Raw genomic sequence first — 18,234 nt, forward strand, 5'->3', positions numbered from 1 at the left:
ATTTTGGAGTTTTATGTTTTAATTACCAAAAGATTTCTATAATTTTTAGTGTGCTAATTTCAAATGTATAGAGTAGGCGGGCTAACCTTATACCAAAATAGGTTTGTTTTTTTACCTTTTAGTATAAGGTTAGCCCGCTTATATTGTTTTTTAGTATATTACACAGCAGTTAGAGTATCTCCACCATGCTTAGTCACTCGAGGCCTGCACTGAATTTTCATTGCATCACTTACGAATGAGTTATCGCTGGCTTTGCTGGACCAAATATATGCCTCCCCTGGTTTCAATGCTCCAAGTTTCTCAGGTGTTAGAGATTTTAAACCGATACATGCTTTCTGAATGTGCTTTAGCCAATCTGGTGCGTTGAACTTATGCAGTATAATCTGAGAAGAAAGCTGAATCAGTTCAACCGGCACAGAGGGGGGATCTTGGCTGGCGATCATAACACTAGTTCCTTTATGGCGCATTTCACGAACGGTTTCCACTAGGCCTTTTATTAGGTCAGGACTATCAATGTACTTATGACACTCATCAAAAACAATTAGTTTGTTAAATGATTGCCCCTGATATTTAGCTTCCGAAAATATTTGCAGAAGTACCACAAATAAACCTAAGGCTTCATCTTTTTCAATGAACTCATCTCGTACGTCAACAACGATCATTCTGCCAGGGCGAATCAGTGAACCTACGTTTAATTGATCATCAATGTACTGCTCAGCAAAATCCAAACGCATATTTGCTAGGTCTTTAAGAGAATCCGAAAGACTAGAGTTTTGTATTCCGTCTCTTATCGCTTGGATCGAGAGGTTATTTCGATTTTTACGCATAATATTGCCTAGTTGGCGAATGTATGCGGCTTGGTTGCCGATAGCCCCCATCAAAAATTTCCAGTGCCCAGCTTGCAATTCAGAAGAACAAAACTTCAACGGATGTACCTCAATTCCAGGGTACTCAGCACGACGTTCGTTTAACTTGTCTTCAGGAGCTAACAACACAACATCATCTAAGGAAGTTGGCTCCGCACCATATACTTCTTTAAGCTTAGCTAACTGCGTAACATCGTCATTTGGGGCTATCATCGACGTAAACTCAGGTTTATAGTCCTGAGTAGCACTGTAATGGAATATCACACTCGCCAGCTCTTTATGTAGCGTATTGATCGATGGAATTGATTTAGTTGCCATTTCCACAACTGAGCCCAATGTATAGCTTTTACCACCACCTTGAACACCAAATAAACTTAGAGTGTGTGTATGGTTTAAATCTAAAGCTATTTTCCGTCCATGGATCTCTCCCAATAGGCCGAACTGAGCTGAATCTCCGTTGACACCAAGAACAATATCGTGAGGAACGACCTCAAATTTATTGCCCGTTGTGATGTTCGGAATGTGTAAATTTTCGTCTGGCTCTGACTCTGTAGGATTAGCTACTACAGAAGCTGAATTACCAACAGGTTTTGCTTCTTCAACGCTCTGACTAATCGATGGTGAAACAGTAGATGGCTCATCATCATTAAAAGGCAGTACTTTAATCGTTTCATCTTCTGAAGTATCTGGCCGCTCAGGTAAAGTGATCGCAGTTTGAGATACTAATTCAGTCCAAGATACGGTTCTATCTCGCTCTTTATGTAAAAACTCGGCTGAAGTTAACTTAGGCAGGGTTAGTTCAAGTGAATCCAGCGTCCCTTCACTGTGTTCATTATCCTCAGGCACTTTAGCGGTGAGCAATTCGTCAATATGGTTTCGTCCAACACGATGAAACTCGATACCGACTTCTTTTTCAACGCCGGAACTATTCTGACCAAAATCGAAAATAATAGCACTTCGGGTAATTGAAAGCTTGTACCCTTCCTCCAAAGTTCGAAGTAAAAATTTTGCTTCCTCGACAATCTCAGAACTCAATAAACCAAAACGCTCAGATCGTTTAAGGTAATGTTCAAGAAGTACACAGAGCTTTTGTGTTTTAACCAAGCGATCAGGTCTATCTGGTGTTGTTCGCGTTAAATCAAAATGACGCTGAATAACACGTTCAGATTCTGAGATTTGCTCAGCAATGCTCTTTTTTAAGCTTTCGTACTTCGTCATATCACCGACTTCTGAATAACACTTAACTTCGACTAAATTACAACGAATTGTGCGTGATGAAGCATCCAAATCGAACAATGCTAAATCGGTTCTTTTAAAGCTAATGTCTGAACCTAATTCACCATCAGCCTTTTGTAGTTCAGAATAAAGCTCAAGGTGAGCATCTAAAGGAACTATGATCTGGTCCTTAAATACTCCTTGGTACTCAAGATAAAGTTTGGATAAGGCCAACCCTAAGGCTTCCGACTTTGAAGCGCTATTTGAGGCTAGTTTTAGCGCTAATCTACCTGACAACGTTCTGAGCGAATCTAAAACCCGCGTCGCTTTATCTACATTAGGAACAATTTGATGCTGTTCTAATGTTCCTCTCAATAAGGCTTCTATTTCTGTAGTAGACCGTGAAGTAATAACAAAGTTGTGCGTATTTGAAGAAGCCATTTCAGGGCTGTGATCAATCAGATAGTCTGGACGACCATCTTTACCACCATGATCAAAAAATTCAATGCCCAAATTTCTATCCACAGTGAATACCCAGTCACTGACTTCGTGCAATTGATTTAACAAAGCTCTTTCAGAGCTATCAAGAGCCAACCTGACTACTGGAACCTGTTCTAAAGAAAAATCGCCCGTCGCCAATGATGCGGTTATTGCCGATATCATTTTAGGCAGTTTTGCTATAGCTTCCGATACCTGGCCGCCAAAAAGCATTTTTGCAGCACCATGTCTCGTATGGCGATCCCAAGCAACAACCCCATTCTCATCGAAGTAATCGATGCAATAATCCTGATACAAACCATATATAGGTGCAACTTGTTCATCTGCCTGCGGTTTTACTACCGATAACTCTTGTGCAGGGAATACATCGAATAACATGCTTAGATGAGACTGAAACTCATCAGGCGACTGTTCAAACTCAGAGCTCGCTCTGAGCGAAATACTTAATTTCGGTTGCAAGTAATTTTCAGCTGAATGAAATAGCTGGTTTTCATTCTCACTGTCTTCGCCACTATTTATTAGCTTAAATAAATCAGCACCTACTTCTGTCGCATATGGGTCAGCTACGAAAAGGCGAATATCAAAACTAATATGCTTTAGCTCCGGTTTCTTTCTCAAAGCCAACAACATACCCGCTACGGCTCCTGCAGACCCCGCGTTAAACACATTGATCGATAAACAGTTCACATAGGGATGTTGTATCAGATATCTTTCGACTTTTGTGGCGAGAAAGGCACTACTTTGCTTACCAACTTGCTGGTAATCATTTTTAATACCAAATGCAGTTTTAATTTTATCAATGAGTGCTTGTGGCTCTTTTTCTTGCGCGGACGACAGAATACTCCAAAATGGATGAATGCTATCAAGTGCGACCATCAACTGACCCTGAGAGTCAGGCAGCACGTAAGGAAAATTGGTTAACGCGAGTTCGTCTAATAAACTGTTTTTAGTCCCTACCGCGATTTCCTTACCAACCTTCTCACTCTGTCTTGCCCAAGCTTCCGCAAGAGAAGCCCATCCACCTAGCCATAAAGCCCTTAGTGGATGTGTAGGCCCCAGTAACATGGCCTTTTTATAGCTGCCGTCATAATTCCATATCACGATTGAAAGTGAATCCAAGCGAAGTAACGCTGCTAATTCAGCCGAATAGTCATGTCCATTTTCAGTTTCCTGAAATACCGCTGCTAGATATTCTAGATAGCTGCTGGAATACAGGTAGGCTTCATGTGATGAAGACACATGATCATGAGCGACAGAAATCAGCTCTTTCTCATCTTGATGTATAATTTGAAAGTACGTTTCACGGGCCGCTTTAAATTTTTCAAATTGGCTTTCTACATCTTTTATTGGCCAATCAACAGCATCGGCACCAGACTCACTTGCTTCTTGATTGCGAATTTCTACACGCCAAGTCAAAGCAGCCATTGGATTAGCTAGAATTTTTTGCTCAAAGTTTTTTAAGTAAGTGCTAACGGGAATTTGAATACCACTTCCTTTCTTGAATTTCACATTGACGATCGACTCAGCCTTACTCTTACTATCCTGCCAAGTTGTTTCCATTACTTCAGCCTTGCTGAATTTCTCAGTTTCGATGACGTTGGCAAATTCAGCTTTAATCTTCGCATGCGCTAATGACGCCTCTCTGACTTTTCGCCCCTCAATAGGCTCAACCTCAGCATCTTCCGCTGGCAATACATAAAACAGATCACTTTCATTAATTCGTGAGCCAGCTTCCTCCGCACTGGACGTACCCCACGGTATTGGGCGCTGTCTGTCATCAACTAAAGGTAATAATTCATCGTTTTCATCAAATGCTTGAATTCGAATGTAATGCCAACCTTCTTCCCATTCGATTCCAGTCAACTTGTTAAACGTGATTGTGACTGTGGATTTTGATGTAGCTTTACCTACCTTAATTAACCCAACAAAATCACCTTGTTGAGTAAACACCTGAGCTTTATATTTTGCTAAGCCATTAACTTCACTAGGTTTTGGTGATACAGAAAAAGTTACAGAAAACTTTTTCAAACCACCTTGGCCGGTAGTTAATACTTGTTGACCAATCAGCTGTTGTAAGTTTGGGTCTGTTTCATCATCAGAAATAAGCGGTAAGCTAACCTCAGTCACCATTAAACAAACTGCATCAGTGGCACCTTCCTCATACTGAAAGCGCCATTTATCAAAAGTGAGTGCCCAGTTGCTGCTATCCACCACTAATTGCTTACGCCAACTGCTGTCGAGTAAATTTTCCTGATTATTTAAAAAGAGGGCTAATCTCTTGTTAAAATCTTCACCTTCTAGCTGCAGGTCATAAACGGTCGCAATCGCTGATTTCTCAGAGCGGTTTATAATTTGTACACACTCGCGATTTTTAACTAATTTGCGTACCAACATAGAATGATCTTGATGCAACTCAAGATCAGGAATCAGCCCCAGCTCGTAAAGAGCAGCACCAGCAACACTTGGATCAAAGCCATTAACCTTAATTGTTAGCGCGTATCGCAACCATTGATAAGCACTGAGTTTTAGCGCCGCCTTTTCTTGAAGAATGAAGTAAACTTCGTCTAACAACCGCTTAATTGGATCGGGAGATTCAGCCTTTAGTTGATTAAACGCCAGCCAATAAGCATCTGAAATATCAATTTGCTCAAAGGTTGCTGCACCAAAAGAATCTTCAGAAGACGTTTTTAATTCATTTGGTACAAAAATCAGCAATGGCTGGCGAAGCTTGCCGTGTTCATCTGGGTTTCGCAGTTCAACAAGCTTGGTACTGGTAACCGAAAAATTACGCGTCGCTTTCATTGCCAATACGGCAACTTGGGCATACTCAACCGTACTGGATACGATTTCACTAAGCTGATACATAAGCTCAATTTCTAAATCAGATACCTTCATGCAGTGGCCCGCACCGCGAGTTTCTAGTAACATCTTAAACTTAGGTACAAGGACACTGATTAAGCTGCCATCAATATCTGACTTAATAACCGTTTGAATCCCCTTAATCATGCGCTATGCCCTTTCATACTCTGATTTTGCTTACTATTTATCTGATATCTTGGAGTAACTGTTTGTGTTACATACGCATCAGAAAGATCTCGATAAAAACCAATTTCTCGTAACCGGCGCTTAAAACCAGATAAGTTATCTCTGAGCGCTTTATTCACATCAATTGATGACTCACAGAAAGCATCTGTGTCGGGTAACGAATCAATAAAAACGCCATATCGTTCTTTTAAGAAAGTTAACAGCTCATCAACTCTTAACTCCTTAGTGTGAAAACCCAAATCACCACCTTTGGTGAGTACCGCCAGCTGTAACAGCACCTCTAACAGACGTCCATCAACGCTAAATCGACGGCCACCATTGCTACCACTTTGTTGCTCTAACAAGGCGCCAGGCTTATTTTTGAGCATAAAACTATCTAGGTTTTTGACTAAGCCAGAACGGATCGCATTACCCTGTACAAACAATAAAATTTCTATATAGGTTTCATACTCAGGCAGGCCCAGTTGGGTAATAGCATGAATCTCTGGCGGAATCTCTTCTAATTCATGAGCAGATGACATTGACGCATCTAAAATTCCAGCATTACGCTGACCAAAAAACTGATCGCGCTCTTGCTCTAACGGTGATTCCAGCAGAGTAAACAAATCAGGCACTGACATTTGTTTTATCGATTTTGACCCCGATAATTTACCTTTTTTTGATAAATATTCTGCAAACTCATCGATTTTTTTAACGCCAAAATACGCTTTAATAAAAGCAGGAATGCGCTTGTAATGTAACGTCGCACTTTGTTCAGCCATCGATTCACTCAAACCATTAACACAATTTGTCATATCCACATAAATGGCAATCTTCTGTTTATTGCTCTCTTGGATATTACGGCCCTTACTTTTAGCTAAAGCTGGTAGTAACTTGAGCTGCTTTAATTGGTATAGCGCCAAGTGAAAGGCTAATAATATCTTTATGTACTCAACCATCACTGAGCGAGGAATATACTGGCGATATGTCATTAACTTAATGATATCTTCAGCCAAAATATCCGCAGACTGTTGATTAAGCGGAGCAAAACGCTCTTGTAAATCAGCATGATCAGGTGCATCCGAATTTACTTGGTCAGATAGTCTTAATATTGCCTGTGTTTCAACATCCACTTGTGATGAGCTATCATATCGCCCCGTCGTAGAGTCTACGCCCGCAAAGAAAAACTGCTTCAGTCGATTAATCGCTGTCTGACCATTGTTGGCGTGGTACAGCAACTCATACACTTGCTTAGAAGCGCCATAATCCCTACAGTTTTTAGGGTTCCGAAACAAATAAGTATTTCCATGCAGAGGTCTTGGTGCGGCAACCGCTTCGTTAGCCTTCCCCCGATTAATGAGGTCAACTAAATGGGTTTCAATCCACTTTTCAATAGTGATTGGGGCTTGAGTGAAGTTCTTAAAATGTTTGCTATTCCGTGAGTCCAGAAACTCGTCTTTAAACATCTCAACCGTCATTCCCTTGGCACTCAGTCTACTTGAAGCCCCATTGTGCTTTAGTCGAGCGAAAAGATGAGTTAAAACCCTATCCATTTCAACTATTTTGTAATCGAGATAGCTCACCTTATTGGTACGAAAGGCCTTGTCTTTTTTACTTAACTTCATGATTTAACCTCCGCTACTAATCGTTCTAACTGCAAGACACCACCTTTATCGCGGGTAATTTTTTCATACTGTAGACCGTTGGTTGTTAGCAAAACCTCTTGGTAAGGTGCTGAAGCAAGTACGTTTTTGAAAACTGTTAAACTTAAATAAAAACTTTGCTCCGCTTGTGCCGAAGGCACATAACCTTGATTAAGACGATGCAGCATTTCAAACAAATCCAAATTCAATTCCAACTCTGCAGTAAGACCAGTTGCATCTTGATATTTAAGCAAAAGTGACTGCGGGCTATGCTCCACAAATGATGAATTCATCGCTGAGTCTTTTACTTCAATGGAAAAAACATCAGATGGGAATAAGCGATAACTTCTAATCGTGCCTAAATGTACCTTACGTACTTGCATCGCCAATTGGCCGTTAAAATACATCGGGTTATACAAACCTTCGCCACGGTTAATTGCATTAATGGCAAGCGTTTTCGCTTCATTTAGTAACGCACTGTCTTCGAGGTAACGTACTAATAACTTTGCTGAACGGTAAGGCAATAATGTTTGCCAATTTTCTCCGCGGCGCTCAAAGTAGGCCTTTCTTCGTAGCATCCCAACCACATTACGATGAGATAGATAGCGTTCCTTACTCTCACTTAGTGCTGTACCATTAGGTAAGCTCTGGTGAGCATTGGCCAGAAGTTGGGTTTCATGTTCACTACGCTGCTCAAACTGCAACCAATCAACAGCATCTAAGCCTAAAAAGTCCAGTCCGCGATCTAAGCGCACGTCAGAACCTTGAGCAATATCGGTTTCTCTTAGCAGCTTTAGCAATCTATCTTGCGTACTGTCGTTACCGCACCAAGCGTTAAAGTAATAACCATGAAGAATTTTGTCGACTTCGCCATTGGCATAGATTTCTTTAATTTCGTTACAGGAGTATTCACCGACTAGCGTATAGCTCAGTGCTGAGCGCAAATCACGCATCGTGATATGTAGCTGATTGCGTAAACTGGTCAGTTTGTAAATATACTTCAAACGCTCGATGACTTTAGGGCCAGTTTGCTCGTCTTGAAAGGTAGCAATATTGTGCTTAACGTAGCATTTGTCTTTTAGCCCACAATAATCACAGCCTTGCCAAACCTTGGCCGAGGTCATTTTTCCGATGATTCGCTCAAAAATAGACTCAGGTTGACTTTGCGTTGAAGCCAGCACATTGCGCATATTCAGGTTTATTACCGCTACGTCATTTTGTACCGAGCCATCTTTTAAACTTTGTTCAACTACGCCCTTTAGAGCGGAAAAGCCTTTCGAGTGTTGGCTTAAAAAGTCGACTAGCCGACCTTCGTTAATGGCAATTAAACGGGTCTCGTGGTGTGGCCATGTATTTGAATCGTTACCTTGATAGACACTAAAGAACTCTTCGAGTACCGTATCATTATCTTTGCTACCTTCGTCTTGACTACCATCGTAGTTAGTTAGGTATTTGTGACCATTTATCTCAAACCAACTGCCATTCCCTTGTGCATTTAAGTGAACACTCGTGCCTTGTGCCTCAACCAGAGATTCCAACTGCTGCAAAAAAGCGGTTTTACCATCACCGGCATTACCGGTAATTAGCACTAAGCGCAGTTGCCCAGCCAGAATTGCTGGTGCAAGCTCAGTATCCAAGGCGGTTTCGACGTAAATTAACTTTGCGTAATCATCTAAGCCACGGGTGCCCGCATTTGAATGACGACTTTGGCTATACAGCGTCAGCATAAAATCATGAAATGCAGATTTACTTGGGTTAGAGCCGTCGGCAAGTGGCGGCAAATGAAACTGCGAAGTACTTTCTTCCGATAAAGTTTGTGCCTTTTTCAACTGCTGGACTTTATTCAGTGCTTTCAGCAATTGTTCGGCAGATTCAAAGCGGTCAACTTGTTTAGGAGCGATCAGTTTTAGCAGTACTGCCGAAACATCATCGGTTAAATTAAAGCTCTGGGTAAACTCACTAGGATGACGTGCTAACTCGTCCATAGGCGGGCACTGCACGTTGGCCCATGGGTATTCACCGGTCATGGCACGATACAGGGTAATGCCCAAGGCATATAAGTCCCTGTCAACTAAATCAGAGGATTGCGGTGTTTTGGTAATGCTTAAATCTGGTGGTAGATACTTTCTTGAACCGCCCCCTAAAGTTAGCTCTTCAGCATCTACCGATACGTTAAAATCGATGATACGAACTTTGCCGTCTTTCCAAATCAGGTTTTGTGGCTTGATGTCACAGTGGAAAATATTGTGCTCGTGTAAATGCTGTAAACCTTCCGCTACTTGCTTGGCCATGGTCCACACTTCGTGTGCAGTTAATGAGCGCTGCTGGATCAGCTCACTGACATCTAGCCCTTCAAGGTACTCAAAAACAATATAAGGAGGGCCTTGGTTAGGTAGAACGTCTGCATCGTATACCTTTACCACATAGGGGTGCTCTGGCAGTTTTACCAAGGTGCGGTATTCCTGCTTTAAACGTTCTAATACCGATTCTCTATCATTCAAAATCAGCTTCACCGCACGCGAAATATCACCAAAAGTATCCGTTACCTTATACACGATACCAAAACCGCCAGGTTTACCCAGCGGTTGCTGCACGACGTATTTATTAGTTAGCTGGTAGCCACTCGGTAAACGCTTGTAATTGACTGAAGGCTCATGGGTATTCTGCGTTTTAAGTTGTTCGGGTTTATTAGGCTCAGTAGTTTCTACTGCTGCTTTGAGTTGCCAGAGTGCATTAAATTGCGCCAGCGCATCTTCAGGGATTGGCCGTTGCTGTGCCTCTTTGTGACATAAGGTTTGAAGCCAATCATCAAACTCTGCTGGTAGCTGTTTATATCGCTCACTTAACTTTGTACTGAAAAGACACGATTTCTCGATAGCTTGGGTGACCGAATCAAAGGCCGCATCACCACTAAACAGCTCAAAAATAACCAGACCTAAACTGTAAATATCCGACGCGCAGCTCGCTGCATGGCTATCAGCCCAAAGTTCTGGGGCTTTATAACGGTTTGAGATCCGCTGCTGTACTTCGTCGGCAATCGTGGTGGTGTTTTCAGCCCCTATGCGAGCGTAGTCAAAATCAATCAGCCTTGGCTGACCATCGGCCCCCATTAAGATATGCTCAGGGGTAATGTTGCGATGAACCACGCCATTGCGGCATAAGTGCGCTAACGCCAGCAACAGGTCATTAACGATGCGCTTTTTCTGATCCAATGTGAGCAGTGAGCTTGTGTCTTTAAGCTTTTTGCTAAGGATTTCGCCAGGAATATCGTCGGTTAATAGTAAGTATTTATCTTGCGCTTCGGTAACAAAGAAGTCTTTCACACCAATAATGGCAGAATGTGAGGGCATTTTTGCAATCGCACGATAAGCGTTTTCAATCAGGCGTTTTTGCTTGCTGCGTTCTTCATCAGCCAGGTAAGGGTCGGCTTTATAGGCTTTAGCCAGCACGGTGCCGCCTTTGCGGCCAGCGGTAATGTTAAATACTCTGTATTCCGTAAAGTATTGATTATCAGCCAAGGTTTCAGCCACTTCCCAGTTACTAAAGCGCTCACCATGGCTGCGCTTTTTGGCTGATTTACCCAAGGCCTCTTCGATAATCTGAATGTACTTAGTCACATTGCGCTCAAAGCGCTCTGGAATACGGACACTGTCGGTAAAGAAACGGGTGCTGTTTTTGAGTGCCACTACATGGCCACGCTCGCGATCTTCTGGGTCCTTGAACTCGCAACCATCTATGGTGAGTACCACCGCAGTATCCACATAGATGTTTTTCAAATCTCTATTTGTGCGATTTTGCTTACAAATGAGACCCGATAACGACTTCGCATTGCCGCGTAATTTTGGCAATGGTGAGCGATAGCTGTTGTGGGCGGTGTGCCACATGGTGCCATCTACCTCCACTTGGCCGTGGATGCCCTTGGCATCCACTAAGTAAATCGCATGGGGCGCAACAACACAGATATCTACTTCAAACAGCTGATCATACTGTTCAACTTCAAAGCTATGAATAATAAAGTAATTGTCGGGTAACTTTTCTTTTAGCCAAGCGATGGCTTTACGCTCTTCATCGTTAACCACATCACCAATTGCAAATACCTGTGCCATAACTACTCCATTACTCAATTACTAGCGTATTTAAAAATTGTCGATTCTATTTTATTTACAGCAATCTCTTCTGAATGTCTTGCAAAATCCTGCAAATCCCATGCGGCACTTACCAAATCAACTATTTTATTAAACTCATCTGCTGGTAACCAAGGTATTGATATTTTTGCAATATGTTTTGGATCTAATTGAGGTATAGAGGAACCAAAAGCATTTCTAACTATAGATGTATAGCCAGTCTCGCTTGACAGTGCAGCAAAAAGGTATGCTCCAATTTCTTTAGAGTCAGGTTTAATTCTCATTAAGTGGTTTGAAACCACACTTTTATCTAAGACATCTGAAACCCTCATAACTTGACCAATCAATCCACCTAATTGGCCAGCATCTTGAATAAGCAACCAATCTTTTTGCACAACATAGTTCTGAATATTAGGAGCTTTTTTATTTAGGTAACCTCTAGGCGTAGGAGTTGTTAAAAACACTTCAGTTCCAGAATAATATGGATATCCATATTTAGCCTCATCAACATACGGTCTTTTAAAAATCCCAGGAGTAAACACGTCACTTACGTCAGAAAGCTTACGACTATCAAATTGTTGATGTTTGATCTCGGCATTTATAGCCGGCTCAGAGTAATATTGGGCATCTAGCCTTACTAACGCTTTAGAGCTAACAACTCCAGTTGAAAAACTGGTAACCTTTTCACCATTAACAGTTCCAACTTCTGCTTCATAAATGTTTATAGCCTTTGAAATTAAATCATTGGCCTCAGCACGTGAATTGGCTGCATTCTCTATATGCTCATGTATTTCTATTTCAATTTTTTCATTCAACCTCGGGATTGAAATGTTCTCAAGTTGCTTTCCATCTAAATGTTGAACAATTGACCCGTAAGTGCCCTGTATAACAAGCGGTATACCAAATCTCGATTTGAAAAATGCGTATAAATAACCAGAAGGAATATCTTTGGCGGTGATTTTTAATATATCACCACATGCAAAATCACCTTCCATATCTTTTCTGACGTATGCTAAATTACCAATAGTGCCAGCGGCACTAATTAGAGTCATTCCTGGTTTTACAAAGCAGCCTTTATCCATTCTAGCTAATGAGTTTGCCAATAATGGTACATACTTACTATCTAACCTTTGCATTCCTGTTGTTGTTAAAAACTTAGTGCCAAAATTCTTATCATGAACAAAAGTTCTTTTTAACATTTTGCCTTTATAGATAGATGACGTTATGTCTTTGACTAACGACATATTTAAGCCACATGATTTGAGCATATCTTTGGATTCAATGGCGCCAGTCATATACGGACTTGAGTCTAGTCGATGACTGTGCTCATAAATCCAAGAACTCTTTAGTTTGCTTACTTTCATGCGTAAACCCTCGGATACCAAACTTGAATCTGTTGCAATAAGCTATTAAACGACTCATCTGAGCAGCCACGAAAAGACACCTCTTTGGCAATGCGCTTAAACAGCTGAGAGTGGGTCTTTTTCCGCCCCCAGTTTTGGCCTCTTACCGCATCAATTGCCGCTTTCGGATCGGCAGGTTTAAGCGCATCCGTGTCCCAAAGGTTTTTAGCTTGCAGCCAAGCTCTTAAGGTGCCTGCACCTCTATCTCTTGGGTAATCAAAAATATGCTCGATGCGGCTGGTATCTGCTTGCCACATTAATACTTCCAACTCAGGGTTAATTGCCATGACAAAAAAGCGATCATCTGGCCAACCTGCTGCACGCATATTGGCTTTCATGGTTTCACAAAACTGCTGATAATCCATTGTTTGTAAATTGTCATTAAACGCAAAATCGACCATAACAGCCGCATAGTTATGGGTATCAACATAGCTTTTCAGCAGGTTGTGGCCATCTTGATAAACTCCCGGATCTTTTCTTGGGTGTTTGATTAAATCTTGCTTGGTGTCGAATTCAAATCTGGCGCATTGCAGTCGTGTATCAAACGCTGGATTTTCGAAAAAGCCTTCTACGGTGGCTTGCATTTCACCGTCGGCTACTAAAAAAACAATATCTCTCATGATTACTCCAATACTCCGGCCGCAAATAGAGTCCCTAAATCCACTTCGCCCTTCCATGTTTTTAAGCGGGGGTGTTCATGGCCTTTTAATACTTCTGTTGAGCCGTCTTGGTTGAAGCGCATGGTGATGATTTGCTCTACTTCGGTATTGGCGAGCACAACGGGGGAGTGAGTTGACAGCCACAGTTGCGTATCAGTGGTGAGCTTTAACGCTTCTAACACCGCATCGATTGCCTTAGGGTGAATACCGTTTTCCGGCTCTTCCAAGGTGATGATCTTAGGTGCATTTTGCAAATACGGAATAATGGTCAACGCTAAGATATGCAGAGTACCGTGCGACAAGCCGCTCGAAGGCACCACCATACCGTTGCTATAGGTTACTTCTAGGTAACAAAAGCTATCATCGATACGCTGCTTGGATTCAATTTTGGCAATAGAAGGTAGTGCCATTTGCACCAACTCTAGCCATTCATTTAAGCCTTCGGGATCGCGATTCTGCAAGGCATGTACCTGCCAAGGCAAACTACTTCCGTCCGCTTTAAAGGCGTGCTTATCTCTTGGCGAAGCCGCCAATCGCATTGCAGGCCATTGTGGCTCGTAGCAGTGTGAGCCTTGTATAAGAAACTCTTGTAGCCATAGCGCTGCGGGGTATAAATCATGGTCAGCAGGTAGAGCGGCTAAAGCCAATTGGTCATCTCGTAGGCCAAATTCAAGGATGGATGATTTTCCAGCTTGATACTCTGCCTGGTATTTAACCTTGGTACCTAAACTGCGCGATAACACCTTAAACCAAGGCGCACTGCGCCTGAAATCATCTACGCCAATAAGACCCATGCCATGCTCTGGGCGCAACTCATTATTAGGAAAAAGCGTTAAGTGCTCTTCTGTAACTTGAAATTTATCCTGGTTGATTCTGAACGATATTTCGTATCGCGCAGTATCGGGTCTTAATTCTATTTTCTGAAACCTACTCTGCCAGGCATCGCTAGCGCCTCTTAACAGTTCCTCAATAACTGAAGGAGGCAAGCTCACCTCCAGTGCCAAGATAAAGTACTCGCCTCGAAGCTGATGAACGACTTCTTTGGCTGCTTCTGCACGAGCACGTTCTCTGCCATTGGTGGGTTTAAAGAACGCATCGTTTATATCCGACACATTCAGTAAATCACCAAACAAAGCTGGGATATCAAGTAACGTTGTTTTACCTGAACCATTAGAGCCTGCAAATACATGTTGCTGCTCTAAGGCTAGATCCAACGTATTAAAGCAGCGGTATTTGTAGGCTTCTATTCTTGAGATCATACAGATGGCTCCGGATTGTTAGCGCGAAACTCTTTCCAGGCTTTAGCAATTTTTGGCAGGTCGTCATCTAAAATTTTGCTGCGACGCTTTAGCTTACGCACCACATTTTGGCCATTAATGCGAATACGCTCTTCAACTTCTTCTTCAATAACTTTTTCTTCACCGTCTGGGTGACGCTCATACAGTGTATTACCACGACGATCGAAGCCTACCTTTTCGGCCACTGCCATAAATACCGGGTATTCGGGCTCTCCACCGATGGCAATAGCATCTTTTTCAGTATTGGTTTTCTTTTTCAAGAACAGCAGGCTAGTTAAGATGTTTACGTTAGCTTCAACGATAAATGACTCTACAGGTAAGTCGACACAGCCAAACACCCAGCACTCTTGCATTAACCACCAGCGAATATACTCGTCACCTGGGTTACCTAGAATGCCGTCAGGCAACACGATACCCATACGACCTCCTTGCTTAAGCCATTGCACGCAACGTTCAATAAACAATATTTCGGGCGAAACAGCATCTTTACGGCGTTCTGTTTTTCTAAAGCCGCCGTTTTCAGTGCGCTCCCAAACATAGGCAAGGTCGTATTGCTCTAGAATCTGCTTGTCGGTAACTGGGATGTCGGAACCAAACGGTGGGTTCGTCAAGATCACATCAACACTACCGTCTTTACCGCTGGAATCACCGACAGGAATCGTTTTCTTGGCAGGGTCTACGCCTTTTAAATGTCCGTGAGGGTATTCCAATGAGTTCATGTGATAGATGTTAGCCATGGCATTGCTTGCCATCACCACGTTCATTTGCGATGCACGGCACAGGAAGGGGTCAAAGTCACAACCAAACAGATTGTTTTCGGCAAACTCTTTAATTTGTTGCTGAATAGAAATGAATTCTTCGGTGGTTTCTGCGGCTAGACTGATGGCTTCTTTTTCTCTTAATTGCTTGTTAATAAAGCTTAAGGTTTGTTCTAAGAAACCACCAGTTCCGCATGATGGGTCCAGCACTTTTTCATGTGGTTGTGGTGCCATCATTTCGACAATGAGCTTGATTGCTCCACGAGGTGTAAAGTATTGACCACGATCACCACGTAGGTTATCGCCGACCACTTCTTGATAGGCTGCGCCTTTGGCATCCATCTCAGTACGGGTAAAATCGTACTTAGCAAGTTCAGATACCATGAATGCTAAAGCTCGATCTGACAAAGTGATATCTTCGTTGCCAGTAAAAATCTCTGGGTAAGCCTTTTTTACCTTTTCAAATAGCGGGTTAATGCGTGCTCTGATTCTCTTACGACCTTCGTCGTCAAACTGCTCCGTTGGCGATGCCCAAAACTCTCGATCTCGATTGCCGATGCGCTCATCGTACATTTTAGAGAAGATAAGGTATAAGAACTGCCAGAATGCTGCATCTTTTGGCATACCTTCGTTACCATGAATAAAGTTATGACAACGACGAAATGCAGTGAGCAGCATCTCGCGGTCAGCGGTTCTTAGTTGCGCATTTGATGCAACGTCTCGACTCCCCAAAGTCTCATCTGCTAACGGCCAATCACCAACTGCGTTGAACTTGGTATCGAAACGCGATTCTTCTTTTTCTACGAAGAAAAACTCAATGCCATTAGTCCAAAGGCCCCACTGGCACTTTTCTAACAAGTACTTATCACCAACCTGTTCACGCATCATATCTTCCATTAACTGAAGATCTTTATGTGCTTGGTCGTGATCGCGCATTTTTACTGCAGACTTTTTACCTTTTTTCGGCTCTTTATCACAGATAACAACACGGCGGATATTCTCAGGAATATGATCAGCACCGTGCTCGAAAATGGCGATATCAATTTTATTCTGTTTACCATTAATTTTAACTTTTACATCAAGCTCCATATCTTCAGCACTGATGCCGTATTCATGGAACAAGGCGCGTAAGGTTTTTTGACGAACCAATTCTTTAGGCGTTTCTTTTATTGGATTATTAGTTAAGTAATCCAGCATCATACCATCTTCGATGGCGAGTACTTCCGATGGCTTTTTATCGTTGGTTGTTGTCATTACTTGTTCTCATTAAATTCGGTTTCTTCTGGCGATTTTTGTAAGAGATATTGGATTTGATAGATAACTAAAATATATCAATGTTTTTTCATGTCTTATATTAATAAATACTCTAATATTTTAATCTACAGGGTGCAACAATGCATAGCTTTTATGAACGGATTAAACGATATGGCTCAAATTCATCACAATATCAAATTGTGTTCAATGAAAGTCATGAAGTTCGTCTATTAAAAAAGGAATTACAAAGCATCATTGAAAGGCGGAATATATAAAAACTGCTATGTACTTTAAAATCACTCCAACTGAAATTCGTTTATATTAAAATCAACTAACACGGTTAACTGATATTACGTGTGTCAAAACACATAAATAATAGTTATATCTTACTGTTATAGTCTACCTGTTTTATAGACTAGTTATCGGCTAGTAAATAAACAGCAGAATGATGACTTGACTCTAAAAAGGGCGTCTAAGGTAGATAATTTACTGGTCATATTTGGAATGGTTTTTTAAAACAACATGAAAACATGGGCGAAAGAACAATGATGTGTATTGAATTATCAGCTAAAGTGTGGTTGAAATCGTTATCATGATTACATACATTAAGAAGTATACTCATTCTATAAATGATTTTTTGCCTTAACGTTATGTTCTTTGATGATGTTCCCCTACAGGAATATACTAAATCCCCTCATGCCAGTTCGGGCAACATTTTTGATTGCTTGTAAAGTAGTCACGACACTGCACACAAGACCAATCCATGACCTTTAAAATTGGTGAAACTGACTGAACGTGTGTATTCAGCCGTTCCTTGTTTCGTAAGCTCTTGAGCTCGCTGATGACCACTGGAGAATGTTCTGCAGTTTGAGACTCTGAATGGGCAAACCATGACTCCGTAGGTGTCTTATGCAATGTGACAGGCTCACAGCAATGAGAATAGTAACAATTCTCTCGTGAATAACTCGGTTCCTGAGTGGCTCCCACGAAGCAATTATTCTGTGTCAGAGTCATTTTGACTTCATATAATTTAAGTATGGGTGTAATCCTTCTGTAAAATTCAAACTAAACATTTTGAATATCCAAAATTTAGAGCCAACTCGGTAACCCACCTTGAAACTCAGAAGACCACCGAGCAGTGCCTGTGTGCATATCGAGTAAGGTTCGTATGTTTAGGGCACAATTTTGCCTAGAACGCGTTCAGTCGCATCAAGAGTGATTTAGAGCTAGCTGGTGGGGCAATGGAGGGTATACTGTGGAAAAGGAGCTGCTACTCGCGCAAGTATCTCAAGATTTAAGGGTTGAGTTAGCCCTTCTTGACTCTGCAATGCGTGCTTGTAACCACTGTTCAATCTCGCTCTTTAACCAGCGAGAGCTACGCCCTAGCTTTATTGGTTTAGGAAACTCCCCATCTTGGATCAATTTATAAAACCATTTATCTGTTAGTCCGGTTAAACGGGTTATAAATTTCATATCAACGAATTGATCATCT

General features: G+C 41.8%; 9 protein-coding genes. All 9 read right to left on the reverse strand.

Translation table 11 applies throughout. The annotated features are described in order from the left end of the window. Positions 1-158: 158 nt before the first annotated feature. Positions 159-5,585 carry a methylation-associated defense system ATP-binding protein MAD8 gene (gene mads8, locus PR795_RS05975; protein WP_272516714.1) on the reverse strand — a complete coding sequence of 1,809 codons (5,427 nt, stop codon included), beginning with the start codon at positions 5,583-5,585 and terminating at the stop codon, positions 159-161. Further along, complete coding sequence (mads7, locus tag PR795_RS05980; protein ID WP_272516715.1) at positions 5,582-7,228, reverse strand: methylation-associated defense system protein MAD7; 1,647 nt, start codon at positions 7,226-7,228, stop codon at positions 5,582-5,584. The genes mads8 and mads7 overlap by 4 nt, the downstream gene beginning before the upstream one ends. Then, positions 7,225-11,352, reverse strand: a complete 4,128-nt coding sequence (gene mads6 / locus PR795_RS05985; RefSeq protein WP_272516716.1) for a methylation-associated defense system protein kinase MAD6 — start codon at positions 11,350-11,352, stop codon at positions 7,225-7,227. The genes mads7 and mads6 overlap by 4 nt, the downstream gene beginning before the upstream one ends. Before the next feature lie 14 nt (positions 11,353-11,366). Beyond that, a complete protein-coding gene (mads5, locus tag PR795_RS05990; protein WP_272516717.1) occupies positions 11,367-12,734 on the reverse strand; it encodes a methylation-associated defense system restriction endonuclease subunit S MAD5 in 1,368 nt (455 codons plus the stop codon). Beyond that, positions 12,731-13,393 (reverse strand): methylation-associated defense system protein MAD4, encoded by a 663-nt coding sequence (gene mads4, locus PR795_RS05995; RefSeq protein WP_272516718.1) that lies wholly within the window; start codon positions 13,391-13,393, stop codon positions 12,731-12,733. Before mads4 ends, mads5 begins: the two co-directional genes overlap by 4 nt. A 2-nt stretch (positions 13,394-13,395) precedes the next feature. Then, complete coding sequence (gene mads3, locus PR795_RS06000) at positions 13,396-14,691, reverse strand: methylation-associated defense system AAA family ATPase MAD3 (protein WP_272516719.1); 1,296 nt, start codon at positions 14,689-14,691, stop codon at positions 13,396-13,398. Beyond that, positions 14,688-16,742, reverse strand: coding sequence for a methylation-associated defense system DNA methyltransferase MAD2 (mads2, locus tag PR795_RS06005; RefSeq protein ID WP_272516720.1), 2,055 nt, complete (start codon positions 16,740-16,742; stop codon positions 14,688-14,690). The genes mads3 and mads2 overlap by 4 nt, the downstream gene beginning before the upstream one ends. A gap of 684 nt (positions 16,743-17,426) precedes the next feature. Next, positions 17,427-17,756, reverse strand: coding sequence for a DUF7828 domain-containing protein (locus PR795_RS18090; protein ID WP_442959997.1), 330 nt, complete (start codon positions 17,754-17,756; stop codon positions 17,427-17,429). Between the two features lie 273 nt (positions 17,757-18,029). Next, positions 18,030-18,234 (reverse strand): helix-turn-helix transcriptional regulator (locus PR795_RS06010; protein ID WP_272516721.1); only part of this gene is annotated, 205 nt, incomplete at its 5' end.

Origin of the sequence: Providencia sp. PROV209, assembly GCF_028479485.1 — a bacterium.
Taxonomy (GTDB): domain Bacteria; phylum Pseudomonadota; class Gammaproteobacteria; order Enterobacterales; family Enterobacteriaceae; genus Providencia; species Providencia alcalifaciens.